Raw genomic sequence first — 14903 nt, forward strand, 5'->3', positions numbered from 1 at the left:
TCAATGGATCGGTTTTACCGCCGCGGCAGCGGCGATCCACCCATATGGGCTTTTTTCGCACCGTGCCGTCACGCAATGATGACGCAATGCGGCGCCGGCACACGATAACATCGGTAAAAATGCATGCTGTACTGTGCACCCACCCGCGTTTGCTTTATCGTCGAGACATGCTTCGACGACCCTTCCTCTTCGCCTCTTTGAGTGTTGCAATTCTCGGCTCGATCGCCTGCAGCGCCGGCTCCGCCGGGCCCGGCGGCAGTGGTGGCAGCAGCGGCGGCAGTGGCGGCGCATCGAGCGGAGGCTCGGGCGGCGAGGGTGGTCTCATCCTCGCCGGCAGCGGAGGGAGCGGGGGCGGAGGCGGTCCGGACAAACCCCCGGCGAAGATCGACGAGGTCTTGCCTCCCGGCTTCACCGCCGAGACGACGTACGGCGGATGGAAGATCCTCGGCCCGCTCGAGGATTTCAACGAGCCGAGCGAGAACGTCTGCGCCAACGTCCTGCGCGCCATCGCGCGCGACTTCACGCAGGCGCACATCGACTTCGGCCAGGAAAAACCCGCGTCGTGGACCGCGCCCGGCCTCTACATGGGCCAGATCCTCCCGCTCCTCCCCGCCGACCGCAAGCCGGACGTGAACCCCGCGCGCACGCCGCTCGACGTGATCGAGGGCTTCGATGATTGGTACAGGAACATCGACGGGGTGAACGTACCTTTCGTGATCGATCTGTGGCTGCAACCGGACCCGAACAAGGAGGGGTACTTCCTGTTCGACTCGAACAGCTTCTTCCCGCTCGACAAGTGGAACACCTCGCCGGGCGACGTGCAGATCGGCGGCAACGACGTCGGCCCCCACAACTTCCTGTTCACGATCGAGCTGCACACCGCCTTCGAGTACAAGGGCGGCGAGGTCTTCAATTTCCGCGGCGACGACGACGTGTTCGTCTTCATCAACGACAAGCTCGCGGTGGACATCGGAGGCATCCACGGCCCGCTCGAGAGCAACGTGAACCTCGACTTACGCGCGGCCGATCTCGGGCTCACGGTGGGCAACGTCTACAAGCTCGATCTCTTCCAGGCCGAGAGAAACCCGGGCGGCTCGAACTTCCGCATCGAGACGAGCCTCGATTTCCGGGCGTGTGGCCTCCTGCCGGAGGACGTCCCGAAGTGACCCGGTCCGCCGGTAAATACTCCGATTTGACCCAGTTTTCGATTGTCTTGCCGACCTCTGCGTGGCTAAAGTCCCACGCCATGCGCCGCTCCTGGTCGGGTCGCCTGGCGGCGCCCTTCGGCCGCGCCTCCCGGTCGAGCGGCGCTCGGCTCGGGCGAGCCCTCGCCTTCCTCCTCGCCCTGCTCACCATTGCGCTCTGCGCGCTCGTCTCTCCCGTCGCGCGTGCAGAGGCGCAGCCTCCGCCGTCGCCCGAGGGGCGCGTGCGGGTGAGCTACTGGGAGAAATGGACCGGCATGGAGAAAGAAGCGATGGAGTCCGTCATCGACGACTTCCATCGCTCGCAAAACCGGGTCTGGGTCGACTATCAATCCGTCTCCCAGTACCAGCACAAGACGCTGATCGCGACGGCGGGCGGCGACCCGCCGGACATCGCGGGGCTGCTCGCGGCCGACATCGCCGACTTTGCCGAAAAGAACGCGCTCGTCCCGCTCGACGCGCTCATGCGCGGCACGCACATGAGCCGCGAGAGCTTCCTGCCGGTGTACTGGGACATGGGCGTCTATCGAGACCACGTCTGGGCCGTCGTATCCGTGCCAAACGTGGTGAGTTTGTACTGGAACAAGGACCTCTTCGCGAAAGCGGGGCTCGATCCGGATCGCCCGCCGCGCACCATCGCCGAGCTCGATGCTTTCGCGGAGAAGCTCACGGTCGCCAAGGGCGGCAGGATCGAGCAACTCGGGTTCATGCCGGCCGACACGAACTGGTGGCCTTATGGCTGGGGCTTCTGGTTCGGCGCGCGCCTCTGGGACGGAGGCGCGAACATCACGATCGATTCGCCGGAGAACGTCCGGGCATTCTCCTGGTTTCAGAGCTACGGAAGACGCCACGACCCCGGACAGCTCCAGAATTTCACGAGCTCGTTCGGCAATTTCGCCTCGGCGCAGAACCCGTTTTTGAGCGGCAAGCTCGCCATGGTGCTCCAGGGGATCTGGATGGGGAACTTCATCCAGAAATTCAGCCCAGACATGCGCTGGGGCGCCGCGGCCTTCCCCTCCGAGAAGGAGGGCGGGCCGCCCGTCGCCATCGCCGACGCGGACATGCTGGTGATCCCGAGCGGCGCCAAGCACCCGAACGAGGCTTTCGAATTCATCAAATACCTCACGCAGCAAGGTCCCATGGAAAAGCTCTGCCTGGGACAGCGGAAGCTCTCGCCGCTCCGCAGCGTGAGCGCAGAGTTTTACCGCGATCATAAAAACCCCTTCATCAAGAGCCTGCAGGACCTCGCCGCGAGCCCCGGAGCGACGCCTCAGCCGCGGATCAGCGTCTGGAACGAGTACACCCTCGAGATTCGCAATGCCTCGCAGCGCATGTGGCTCGGGGAGGCGACGGCCGAACAGGCGCTCGGCGACGCCAAGCTGGTCGTCCAGAAATCGTGGGACCGTCATCGCCACAGGCAGGAGGCCGCGCCTTCGCGCTGGCTTTCGCTGCTTCCCTTCCTCTTGATCGGGCTCTTCGGGGCGGGGATCGTCGGGGCGGCGCGGCGCGAGCAGAAGAGGCTCGCCAAGATGAGCGGCGTCGAGAAGCCGGTGCGCTCGAACGCGTCGCTCGGCAAGGGGCTCGCGTTTTTTTCGCCCTGGGGCATCGGCCTGCTCGTATTCCTCGCCTATCCGGTGGCGTCGTCGATCGTCTATAGCTTCTGTGATTACTCGGTTCTGTCGCCGCCGCGGTGGATCGGGCTTCAAAACTTCATCGATCTCTTCCAGGACGAGGTGTTCTGGATCGCGCTGAAGAACACGCTCATTTACGTGGCGATCGCCCTCCCGCTCGGCCTCACCGTGGCGCTCTTCTTCGCGCTCCTGCTCGATGCCAAGCTGCGCGGCTCGAGCATCTACCGCACGCTCATCTTTTTGCCCACGCTCGTCCCGGTCGTCGCGGGGGCGACCATCTGGATCTGGATGCTGAACGGCGAGTATGGCGTCATCAATCATTTCTTGCACCGAGCGAGCTTCGGGCTCTTCCCGAAGACGTCCTGGCTCGCCGAGCGGCGCTTCGCGCTGCCATCGCTCATCCTGGTGAGCACGTGGACCGTGGGACAAACCGTCTTGACGTTGCTCGCCGCGATGCAGGACGTACCGAGATCGATCTACGAAGCCGCCGACATCGACGGCGCGAGCTTCTGGCAAAAGATCCGCCACGTCACGATCCCCATGATCTCGCCCGTCATCTACTTCAACGCGATCATGGGCATCATCGGCGCCCTGCAGGTGTTCGCCACGCCCTACATCATGACGGCCGGCGGCCCCGCGCGGGCGACGCTGTTTTATACGCAGCGCCTGCACGAAAACGCGTTTTACTTCCTCCGCATGGGGTACGCCTGCGCCATGGCGTGGATCCTGTTTCTGGTCGTTCTCGGACTCACCGCGCTCGCGCACCGGCTCGGGCATACCCGGGTCCACTACGGAGGGGCGTGAATTCATGGCCGCCGCAGACTCCCCCTTCAGCAGCACGTTCCGCCAGAAGCCGTGGTCGAGGGCCGTCGTTCATCTCTTCCTCATCGTCGGCTCGCTCGTCTTCGTCTTCCCCGTCTTGTGGATGCTCTCCACGTCGCTCAAGCCCATCGAGCAGACGCTGACCCCCGAGCCCGTGTGGATCCCGCACCCGATCGAGATCGGCAACTACGCATCGACCATCGCGTACATCCCGTTCCTCCGCTACGCGCTCAACACGGTGTTCGTCTGTGCGCTCGCGACGATCGGGACGACGCTGTCGAGCGCCCTCGTCGCGTTCAGCTTCACGCGATTGGAATGGCCCGGGCGAAACCTGCTCTTCGGCCTGACGCTGGCGACGATGATGGTGCCGTTCCCGGTCGTGATGGTACCGCTCTATAGCGTCTACCGGACGCTCGGCTGGATTGGCACCCTGAAGCCGCTCTGGGTGCCGACCTTTTTCGGCAGCGCCTTCAGCATCTTTCTCCTGCGGCAGTTCTTCATGCGCATTCCGAAGAGCCTGCCGGAGGCCATGACCCTCGACGGCGCCTCGGAGTTTCGAATCTTCTGGCAGATGTACCTGCCGCTCTCCAAGGCGCCGCTCGTGGTCGTCGCGTTTTTTCAGCTCATGTACTCGTGGAACGACCTCCTCGGCCCCCTCCTGTTCCTCACCGACCAGAGCACGTTCACGCTGACGCTGGGACTCCAGGCGTACCAGAGCCAGGAAGGCGGCACCCAGTGGCACTACTTGATGGCCGCGTCGGTCATGACCACGCTGCCGATCGTCGTCCTCTTCTTCATCGTCCAGCGCGCCCTCTTTCAGGGGATGAGCTCGACGCAGAACTTCGAAGGTTGAGCGGGCGACGACGTGGTCACACGAGCCTTGCCCCGCAGCATATCCGCCGTGATAGTCTCCACGTCGGATCATGCCTTCGCGAAAAGTCGAAGTCATCGCGCGACTGCTCAAAGAGCAGATCTTGGCAGGGCGGTACGCGCCCGGCTCGCGGCTGCCGACGTACGACGCGTTGATGGAGCAGTTCGGCGTCACGCGCCCGACCGTCGTGCGTGTGCTCGATACACTCCGGGAGGAGGGTCTCCTCACGGTCAAGGGCCAGCGCAAGGTCTTCGTGACGCAGCGATTCCCGCATCACGACCGCTACGTCTGGGTCACGAGCGAGCAGCCGGGCTCGAACGAGTGGTCGCTTTTCCTGGCGATCACGCACGAGGTCATCGAGCGGGGCGAGACGGGAATCTCCGGGCAGGTGAGCGCGCTCGTGGGCGTGGACGGTCGCGCCAACAACCCCGAGTACAAGCAGCTCTGCGAGTTCGAGGCGCGCGGGTCGGCGGCGGGGCTCTTGCTCGTCAACTCCGCGATGATCTATCTGCTCCCCGTGCTGCAGAAGCCCGGGCTGCCGCGCGTCGCGATCGGGGCGTCATTGCCTCACGCGAACCTCGTCTCGCTCGATTTTGCGGGTCTCATCGACCGGGCGTCGGCGCGCTTGCTGGAGAAGGGGCGGCGCATCGCCGTGATGTCACCTCACGCGCCGAAGCTCGCCGCGGCCGAGAAGTGTCTCGAGGGTTTTGGTCTGCATCCCGACCGCCTGCTCATGGTGCACGCAGCGCCGATTGGGTGCGAGCGTTTGACCGAGCTGATGTTCGATCGCCGGAGCCGCCCGGATGCGATCTTCGTCATGGACGACAACCTCGTCCCGCCGCTGCTCGCGGGGCTCGAACGTGCGAAGGTGAAAGCCGGCGAAGACGTCTATGTGCTCGCCCATTGCAACTGGCCGAGGCCGCTCGGCATGGCGGAGGGCGTGGAGCACATTGGCTTCGACGTCCGGGAGGTCCTCTGCGCGGGGAAGGACCTCATCGACGCGCAGCGCGCGGGGGAGCCGTGTCCCCCGCGTGTCGTTCCCGCTCGTTTTCTGGGCGAGCTGACGCGCCCTCTCTCCACGGCGGCGGACGCTGCCGTGGACGAGAAAATCGTCCATCCCTGACCAACCTCCTTTGCAGGCGACTTCGTGTCGAAGCGCGCTCGCGTGGCATCGCGAGGAGCGCATTCGTGCGCCGAGGGACACGACGAGGAGTGGGAGCGAAGCAATCATGGCCAGCGTGACACTGAAGGACGTCGTGAAGGTGTACGAGGGGGGCGTCAAGGTCGTCGACGGCTTCAACCTCGAGATTGCGGATCGCGAGTTCGTCGTGCTGGTGGGGCCTTCGGGATGCGGCAAATCGACCACGCTGCGGATGATCGCTGGGCTCGAAGAGCTCAGCTCCGGCACCATCCGGATCGGCGACCGCGTCGTGAACGACGTGCCTCCGAAGGATCGCGACATCGCGATGGTCTTCCAGAATTACGCGCTCTACCCGCACATGACCGTTTACGAGAACATGGTCTTCGCGCTCAAGCTGCGGGGTCTCGGAGCGGCCGCGATCCACGAGAAGGCCATGCGCGCGGCCAAGATCCTCGGCATTGAAGGGCTCCTCGACCGCAAGCCCAAGGCTCTCTCCGGCGGGCAACGGCAGCGGGTCGCCCTCGGGCGCGCCATCGTGCGCGAGCCGAAATGTTTTCTCTTCGACGAGCCGCTCTCCAACCTCGACGCGAAGCTCCGCGTGCAGATGCGCGCGGAGATCAAGCAGCTCCACATGAGCCTTCACGCGACCACCGTCTACGTGACCCATGATCAGGAAGAAGCGATGACGCTCGGGGATCGCGTGGTCGTGATGAAGGACGGCGTGATCCAGCAATGCGACGGCGCCCTCGAGATTTACCATCACCCAAAAAACCGCTTCGTCGCTGGCTTCCTCGGCAGTCCGCCCATGAATTTCTTCGAAGGGCACCTTCTGGCCGAGGGTGATCGCTTGCTCTTCGACGAGGGGACGGCAAAAATCCAGGTGCCAGAATGGGCGCGCGCCGAGCTCGCGCCGCGCGCCGGTACGGCCGTCGTGATGGGCGTGAGGCCCGGGGCGATGTCGGACCAGGCGAGCGCGCGTTTTGCGACCGCGGACAATTCGCTCCCGATGCGCGTCACGCTGATTCAGCCCCTCGGGGACAAGATGGACGTGGTCCTCGCGACGGAGCGCCATCCGCACACGGTCGCGCACGTCGACGCGCACGCGAGGATTCGCACGGGCGAGACGTTGCCGGTCTACATCGACACGGAGCGGGTGCATTTCTTTGCACCCGGCGCGGTCGGCGAGCGGATCGCGACGAAGCGTCGCTAGAATCGAATCCATCGGCAAAACCATTTCGTGCGCGAACGCGCACGCGCGCACATTTGCGCGGCTTCGCGGGCGGACGCGACGCGCGACCGTTCGACCTCCAAGGGCCTGCCCTTCGGCCGAGGGTGCTCGGTAAACGATGATATTTAATCATGAACCTGTCTTGACGCCCTTCATGTCGAGCAATAAAACATGAAGACTTCGCTCGATCGAGGAGCGGCCTCGAAGCCATCGAGCGAACACAGGAGCACGATGGTGCGAACGACGATCGACTGCACCGACTACGCCCCGCTGGGCGACGTCGACTGGATCGAGCAGACAGAGCGCGGCCTCCTCCTCGGCGTCGGCGAGGAGAAGGTGCGGGTCGACGTGCTCTTCCCGGACGTTCTGCGCCTGAAGATCTCACAGGCGGGTTCTTTCGACGAGAGCCCGACGTTCGCGACGTGCTTCGAAATGCCCGCGCCGCCTCCGTTCGAGGTCCGAGAGACACCCGACGAGATCGTCGTCGCGACGGCGCGCATCCGTCTCCGCATCTCGAAGCGCCCCTTTGCGATGGACGCGTATCGCGAGGACGGCTCGGTGATCTTCGAGGATGACCGCGATGCGGAAGGCAAGCCGCGCGGGTATCTCCAGCTCAATGATGCGTTCGTCGTGACGCGGCGCATGGGCCCCGGCGATTCGATGTACGGCCTCGGCGAAAAAACCGGGGCATTCGATCGGCGTGGCCGAAACTTCGCGCTCTGGAACACGGACATCCTGCATCCGAACGTGCTCCGGCTGAACCACTTGCACGAGGCCGACCACACGCTCTCGGGCCGGAGCACGGAGTTCGATCCCTACTACACGTCGATCCCGCTCTTTTACCATTGCCGCTCCACGGGCGACACGGCGACGATCGCGGGGTTCTTCGTCGACAACGGCTACAAGGGAAACTTCGAGTTCACCTCAGACAATCATTACCGTTATGCATTCGCCGGTGGTCAATACACGGAGTACGTGTTTGCCGGTCCGGATCTACGCGGCGCGCTCCGCGCGTATACGTTCGTCACGGGGCGGATGGCGGCGCCGCCGATGTGGGCGATCGGTCACCATCAATGCCGCTACCACGACTACACCGACGAGGAGATCTCCGCCATCGGGAAGCAATACCGAGAGCGCCGCATCCCGTGCGACGTGCTCTGGCTCGACATCGGCTACATGGACGGCTACCGCGTCTTCACGTGGCATCCCACCAGATACCCCGACGCGCCACGCTTCATCGACGCGCTGAAAGAGAGCCGATTCCGTGTGGTCACGATCGTGGACCCCGGCGTGAAGGTCGAGCCGGGCTACCCGGTGTTCGACGAGGGCCGAGCCCGGAACCTGCTTTGCAAGACGGAATCCGGGAACCTTTACATCGGAAAGGTTTGGCCTGGTCGATCGGCGTTTCCGGACTTCGTCAAGCCCGAGGCTCGCGCCTGGTGGGCCTCGCACATCGCTCGGCACGTCGAAACCGGCATCGCGGGGATCTGGAACGACATGAACGAGCCCGCGACGGGCGACATCGAGCCGTTCGCGATGCGTTTCGATCGCGACGGGGAGGATCACCCGCACGAGCGGTATCACAATCAGTATGCGCTCCTGATGGCCAGGGCCACGGCCGAGGGCCTCGCCGAGGCGCGGCCCGACCACCGCACGTTCGTCCTCAGCCGCGCGGGATTTGCAGGCATCCAGCGTTATGCGGCGCAGTGGCTCGGCGACAACTGCTCGAACTGGGAGCACCTTCAGATGAGCGTCCCGATGGCGCTCGCGATGGGGATCTCCGGGCAGCCCTTCATCGGCGCCGACATTCCGGGCTTCGTCTCCACGCCGAGCCCGGAGCTCGCCGCGCGCTGGGTCCAATGCGGAGCGCTCACGCCGTTCTGCCGTTATCACAACCACTGGGGCGAGCCCGACCAGTACCCCTGGTCGTTTGGTCCGGAGGTGGAAGAGATATGCCGCGATGCGATCCAGCTTCGTTATCGGTTGCTGCCGTACCTCTACACCGCGTTTTTCCAGGCAAGCGAGTCGGGTGATCCCATTGCGCGACCGCTCGTCTACGATTTCCAGCAGGACCGCCGCGCACGCGAAACGGAGGACGTATACCTGCTCGGGGAAGCGCTGCTGGTCGCCCCCGTCTGCGAGCCGGGCTGCACGGAGCGCCGGGTTTACCTCCCCGAGGGGACCTGGGTGGATTGGCACACGGACGAGCGTCATACGGGCGGACGGACCATCACGGCGAAGGCGCCGCTCGATCGAATTCCGCTGTTCGCCCGCGGCGGATACATCATCCCGACCTACGCATCGGCGCCGGAATCGACCATGGGCCACGCGCCCGAGCTCATCGTGCTTCACGTCTTCCTGCCGGACGAGGACGGCGAGTTTTTCTCGGAGCTGCACGAAGACGACGGGCTCACCCTGGCCTTCTCACGCGGCGCTTACCATCGGACGGCATTCCGTCTCACGCGGCGCGGCGCGGCGATCTCGATCGCGGCGGTGGTGACGGGGGGCGGCTTTGCCGAGTTTCGCCGGCATACGCTCCGCCTCGTGCTCCACGGCTTCCGCGGCAGGGAGATCGCGCTCGATGGCAAGGCGCTGCGCGTCGAGGCCGGCGTCGTGGAATTCGAGAACCGAGCCGAGGATTTCACGGTGGAGCTCACGCTCGACGACGCGCGGAGCGTCGCGGCGAAAGGCGGAGAGCGGGAGGCTCTCCGCGAGGCGCTCTGAAAGGGAGTGCTACCAGCCCGCGTTTCCGGCGCCGGGCAGGATCTTGAACTGGCCCTGTGATTGATCGTTGACACCGACCGGGGCCTCTGTCGCCACAACGTAAGCCGCATCCATCGCGCCATTCGAGCCGGGGCTCAAATGGAACGCGGCGGTTCGGGGCTTCTTGATGTCGACCTTGTTGAACCAGATGCTGTCCATCGACGCCGGGCCCTCGACGTGAATGCCCGAATGGGTCGGCTCGATGATCTCGAGATCGTTCACGGTCACGTGCTGGAGCACCCCCTGGGCGGCGTGGAGCTTGAAGGCTCCGTGCTCCTCGTTGTACGCAGAGCCGCCGGCGCGGATCAGCGAATTGCGCTCGATCCGCGTCATTCCGCTGAAGGAATGCGAGTTGAACTGCCGCGCGATCAGGATGCCTGGATATTGCACGACGTCGGCGCACACGTTGTCCTCGACGCTGATGTCCTCACCGCCGTAGATCCCGAAGCAGTTCGCCATCCACGGCACCTGCACGAGGTTTTTGCGGAAGACGTTCTTGCGGTTGAGCGCCCGGTCGGCGGGTGACCACGAGGCGAAGGCGTCGTCGCCCGTGTTCCGCGCATGCGTGTACTCGACGATGGAGTTGCTCGTTCCGCCGTAGAAGTTCACCGCGTCGGCGAACAGGTTGCGCATGCGGCAATTGCGTACCACGAGCCCGTTCGTGTCCGCGCCCGTCCAGTAGCCGACCTTGGCGTGCTCGATCCAGATGTTCTCGAGCAGCGCGCCCGAGCTGCCATTTCCGCTGAATGCATTCTCCGGCGAGTCGTCCTTGCGCTGGATCGTGTCGCCGAACACGGAGAAGTCGTGATATTTGCAGTTGTTGCCCCAGCAGTCGAAGCGCGCGAAATAGCCGGAGATGGTCGTATGCCACATGCCGGCTCCACGGACGGTGATGTTCGACAGGCTGAGCGGCTTGCTGATGCTCCGGAACTCACCCGGCGGCAGGTAGAGCCCGGGGTGCCCCTCGCCCTGCACACGATCGATGCAATGCTGAATGGCTGTGGAGTCGTCGCTGGCGTCGTTCGGCGTGGCCCCGCAATCGTCGATCAGAGAAAGATACCCTTGGGGCTTCGGCAGCGGAGGCGCGACCGCCTCCATGTCGACCAGATCGATCACGTATTCGGCGGCCGCGTCCGACGCGTCCTTCCGGAGCATGACGGTCGCGCCCACCGGGATGTCGGAGAGCAGCGCGCGCGATTCGTCGAAGAAGTGATGAGGTAGGCCGAGGCCCGGGTCGTTCTGGTCGGGCTGATTGAAATGGTTGTGGTCGCCGTACGTCCAGGAATACCGCGACGTCACGGGCAGCTTGTGACGGAGCTCGTCGTTCACGTACACGCTGAGCGTCGTCCAGAAATCGCTGCCTCCGTCGGGGATGGAGTACCGAACGACGATCGAGTTCGATGCGCTCTGATTCGTGAAGCGCACGTAGTCGCCGACCTTGGAGAGCCGGACGGCCTGCCTGCCCGAGGCTTCCGAGGCGATCTGCGTGAACGCACGGGTCGGTTCGAGCACGACGCCGTTCGTCTCCATGACCTCGGCCTCGTATTCGACGAACGGCGCCGCCGCGCCGCCCCCCGAGGGTCCCGGCGGCTGGCCTCCCGCGCCGCCCGAGCCCGCGCCCTGGCCTCCGGCGCCGGCGGAACCGGCATCACCGCCGGCCCCGCCGGCGCCGCCGCCGCTCCCGCCGCTCCCCGTGGTCTCGCCGCTCCCGGCGGGGGGATCCGGGTCGGCCGAACAAGCGACGTTGGCGAGGAATCCCATGCCCACGGCCGCGATGATTCCAAAGGTCGACGACGAGAACGAGCGTGTTTTCATGGCACCCCACCTTGCAGAAGAAAGACCAATTCGGTGTTTGCTGGAGGAGAGCTCTGCGTTCGTGATCCGTGCGCGGGTCACCACCACATGCTTCCGGAGATCGAGATCATGTCCGCGTCGGGCGCGAGCATGGGATCGTCGACCGCCGGATACCCGCTCCGCACGAGCGGGTTCGAGCCGTACACGAAGCGCGAATACTGGAGGACGACCTGATTGCGTGACTGCCAGTCGGTCCGGAAGATCAGGCGCGGCGAGATGATCGTGAACTCGCGCCCGTCGACGTTGCTCGTCGGCCTCACGTGGTCGAGGCGCAGGGAGGCGGCAAAGAACGACGCGAGCGTATAGGTGCCCTCGGCGCCGAATTTGACCTTGTGGTCCCCGTTGTACGCCGGATCGTCGCTCGTGACGTGCGAGTAGATCCCGAACGCCGAAAGAATGATGTCGCGGCTCTTCCCGTCGTAATCGCGCGGATAGAGGCGCAGCCGGGCGAGGCTCAGGCTGTACTCGGCGCCGAGCGTGATGATCTTGCCCGTTCCGCCGCTGTTCGGGCCGAGGTAATTGCGCATCAGATCGGGCCCGCCTTGCGTGTTCATGACGGAGAGGATCCGGCCCACCGAGCGCGCGTCGGTGGCGTCCGTATACGAAGCGCCGACATAAACGTGTCCGAGGTGGCTCGCGGAGAAGCGCATGTCCGCGCCGAGCACGGTAATGGTCCCGTCGGGGGTGAATGCCTGCGACGCGCGATCGTCCTGGGTCCACGCGCGCATGTGATGAAGGCCCAAGGTGAGCTGGCGTCGGTAGGTGAGCCCGAGGTGCTCATGCATGACGAGGCTCGTCCCGGTGTTGGGATCGGCGAATCCATTCCAGCCGTCGGTGGTGAGCCCGATCGGCGGTTTGTCGAGCTGCGCCTGGAATCCTTGCTCGAAGGAAAGCACCACGTTGCCGAGCGCCAGGCGCGCGACGACATTCTCTCCGACGCCGTTCGTGCGGCCGATGAGGGCCGTCCCGTAGCGACCCTCGTCGTATTCGCCCATCGTGCCGTAGCGGTTCGAGAACGCGCCCACGTTGATTGCGAGATACGTGTTCTTGGCCAGCTTCGGGAGGTTGAACGTGATGAAGGCGTCGGTGATGCCCCCCTGGAGCGTGGGATCGAAAAAACTCGCCGCGGTAGTGGCCGTCCACGCCTTGATGATGGCCGTGCCGGTCACGATCGAATTCCCATACGAGAACGCGAGCTGCGCGTACGGCTGCGGCACGACGGTCGTGCCCGCGAACGAGTCGCGGTAATCGGGGACCACGGGCGGCGCGTGGAGCACGAGGTTCTTTTGCTCAGTCGTCACGAAGCCCTCGCGCTGGTTCAGCCCGAGCCGCAGCGGCATCGTGATGAGGCCGTGGAAGTCGAAACTATAATCCTGCTCGCTCGCCGGCTTTTTTCCGTACGACGGGCCGATTCCGCCGGGCAAGGTGGCGACGACCGGCGTCCCCGGCGTGAGCCCGAGCCCCGTATCCCCGGACGCGGGGTTTTCCTTTTCTTTCTCTTCCTGCGCGTAGGCGGCGCTCGTGACGAGAGGCAGGGTGCAGAGCGAAAGGAAGAGAGCGCGCGCCGCGCGTCCGCAAGAACCAACGTGCTCCTTCATGATCACCACCACATCCCGAAGGTGAGGGCCAGCATCTGGTTGTCGAGCTCCTCGCGCGTGAAATCGTTCGGCGCTTCCCCGTGGGTATGCGCGCCGTAAAACCAGCGCGTGTAGCTCAGCGTGACGTGCTCGTGGCTGTTCCAGTTGCTCCGGAAGACGAGCTTGGGACTGAGGACGTGGAAGCTCTCCTCGCGATCCTTCGAGTTCGGCGATACGTAATCGTACCGGCCCGAGATCGCGAGCCACGAGAAAAAGCGGTACGTGGCCTCCGCGCCGAGCTTGTACAGCGTACGGCCGTCGAAGCTCGGATCACGGCTCTCGATCACTTTGCCGACATTGGCGAACACGCTCGTGATGAGATCGGGCCCTTCTCCCCAGAAGGCCGTCGGATGCCAGAGGAACTTCGCCCAACTGAAATTGTATTCGGCGCCCGCGATGAGGAGCTTGCCCGTGCCTCCCCCCTCTTGACCGAGGAGCCGCTTCGTGAGGAGCTCGCCGGTGTCGGCGCCGTAGTAATTCATACCGGTCAGCAGATGCGCGTACGACGCGTCGGCGTACGAGACCGCGACGGCGAAATTGCCGAGGTGGTTGTTGATCATGCGAAAATCGGCGCCGAGCACGGTCATCTTCGGGTCGGGCCGCAGACCCTCGTCGAGGAACGGGGTCTTGGGGTCGTCGATCTGGTCGCGCTCGTCCTGCGCGAAGTTGTAGAGGTAATGCAGGCCGAGCACGAAGGGCACGTCACCCTCGATTCCCAGGCCGACGTGGGCGTGGTGGACGAGGGCCGACGGCCGCGAGGGGTTCGCGTCGTGATCGTACACGTTCGGCCCGCCGCCGAGGGGCACCTTGCCGAAGCGCCCCATCAAACCGTGCTCCGCGATGAGCGAGAGCGAACTCGAGAGCTTGTATTTCGCGCTGAGCGTCTCGCCGACGCCGAACGGCGAGCCGACGATCGCGGCGTTGTATTGACCGGCCCCGTATTGCCCGAGCGAACCGTATGCGTTGCGGAATACGCCCACCGTCCAGTTCAGGGTCAGGTCCGAGGTCACGGGCGCCGTGAACAAGAGAAACGCCTCGTTCAAGAAGTTCTGGCTCGTGGTTTCGCGCCAGGTCTCTCCGGCCGACGGCTTCCAGGTGCTGAGCTTGACCACCGCCTTGACGTACGCATTGCCGTAATCGAACCGGAGCTCGACCCAGCTCCCTTGCGGCGCGTTCGTGCCTCGCACGGTGCCGTAGAGATCGGGTGTCTGCGGAGGCGCGAGCAGCGTCGTCTCGAATTGCCTGGGCGTCGCGCGTTCGCGCTCGTCCATGGAGAGCCGCATCGCGGCGCTCATGTAGCCGCTGAACTTGAACGTGAATTCGCTGCTCTCCTCGGCCGGCACGCTGAAGGGAATCGTCGCGCCGCCGGGCAGGGTCGGCCCGCTCGGCGCGAACGGGGAGAGCCCGAGTCCAATGGAACGGCGCGAGCCCGGGATGTAGCCCTTGGGCGGCACGGTGGTAATGGTCTGCACCCGGGGCGCGGGCGGCGGCGAAGGTTTCTCTTCATTCGCGGCGGGAGGCTTCGGCGATGCGACGGGCGCGGCCTTCGCGACGGGAGCCTCCGCAGGGGCGACGGGCGCGTCTTTTTTCTCCGGCTCAATGGGCGGCGGAGGCGACGCGGCAGGGGTATCCGGATTCGCGGACGACGCCGCGGGCGGCGAATCCGGAGGCGGCTCCTGCCCATGGGCCGCCTTTTCCGTCACGACGGCACCCAGTGCCCACACGAGCGCTAGAAGCTCGGAAAGCCTTCTCAT

Annotated in this window: 9 protein-coding genes; 6 read left to right on the top strand and 3 right to left on the bottom strand. The window is 65.0% G+C overall.

Going from position 1 to position 14903, the window contains the following annotated elements:
* Positions 1–167 precede the first annotated feature (167 nt).
* The 6 genes from QHF84_RS22065 (at position 168) to QHF84_RS22090 (ending at position 9619) form a co-directional block, all read left to right on the top strand.
* Positions 168–1166, top strand: a complete 999-nt coding sequence (locus QHF84_RS22065; protein ID WP_281315336.1) for a fibro-slime domain-containing protein — start codon at positions 168–170, stop codon at positions 1164–1166.
* 80 nt (positions 1167–1246) lie between these two features.
* Entirely contained in the window at positions 1247–3637 is a 2391-nt protein-coding gene (locus QHF84_RS22070; RefSeq protein ID WP_281315337.1) for an extracellular solute-binding protein, read from the top strand.
* Between the two features lie 4 nt (positions 3638–3641).
* Entirely contained in the window at positions 3642–4508 is an 867-nt protein-coding gene (locus QHF84_RS22075) for a carbohydrate ABC transporter permease (protein ID WP_281315338.1), read from the top strand.
* Between the two features lie 70 nt (positions 4509–4578).
* On the top strand, positions 4579–5649 hold the full coding sequence (locus tag QHF84_RS22080; protein WP_281315339.1) for a GntR family transcriptional regulator: 1071 nt from the start codon (positions 4579–4581) through the stop codon (positions 5647–5649).
* Positions 5650–5755: 106 nt separating this feature from the next.
* The gene (gene ugpC / locus QHF84_RS22085; RefSeq protein ID WP_281315340.1) at positions 5756–6877 is read left to right on the top strand and encodes a sn-glycerol-3-phosphate ABC transporter ATP-binding protein UgpC; all 1122 of its coding nucleotides are present in this window, start codon (positions 5756–5758) and stop codon (positions 6875–6877) included.
* A 189-nt stretch (positions 6878–7066) separates the two neighbouring features.
* Complete coding sequence (locus tag QHF84_RS22090) at positions 7067–9619, top strand: glycoside hydrolase family 31 protein (RefSeq protein WP_281315341.1); 2553 nt, start codon at positions 7067–7069, stop codon at positions 9617–9619.
* 9 nt (positions 9620–9628) lie between these two features.
* Here QHF84_RS22090 and QHF84_RS22095 read toward each other — a convergent pair whose 3' ends face one another.
* From QHF84_RS22095 to QHF84_RS22105, 3 genes are all read right to left on the bottom strand, one after another.
* Positions 9629–11473: a hypothetical protein gene (locus QHF84_RS22095; RefSeq protein ID WP_281315342.1), complete on the bottom strand. Its 1845-nt coding sequence runs from the start codon at positions 11471–11473 to the stop codon at positions 9629–9631.
* 77 nt (positions 11474–11550) lie between these two features.
* Positions 11551–13110: a hypothetical protein gene (locus tag QHF84_RS22100; RefSeq protein WP_281315343.1), complete on the bottom strand. Its 1560-nt coding sequence runs from the start codon at positions 13108–13110 to the stop codon at positions 11551–11553.
* Positions 13111–13112: 2 nt separating this feature from the next.
* Entirely contained in the window at positions 13113–14903 is a 1791-nt protein-coding gene (locus QHF84_RS22105; protein ID WP_281315344.1) for a hypothetical protein, read from the bottom strand.

The organism is Polyangium sp. y55x31 (assembly GCF_029946505.1).
Classification (GTDB): Bacteria; Myxococcota_A; Polyangia; order Polyangiales; family Polyangiaceae; genus Polyangium.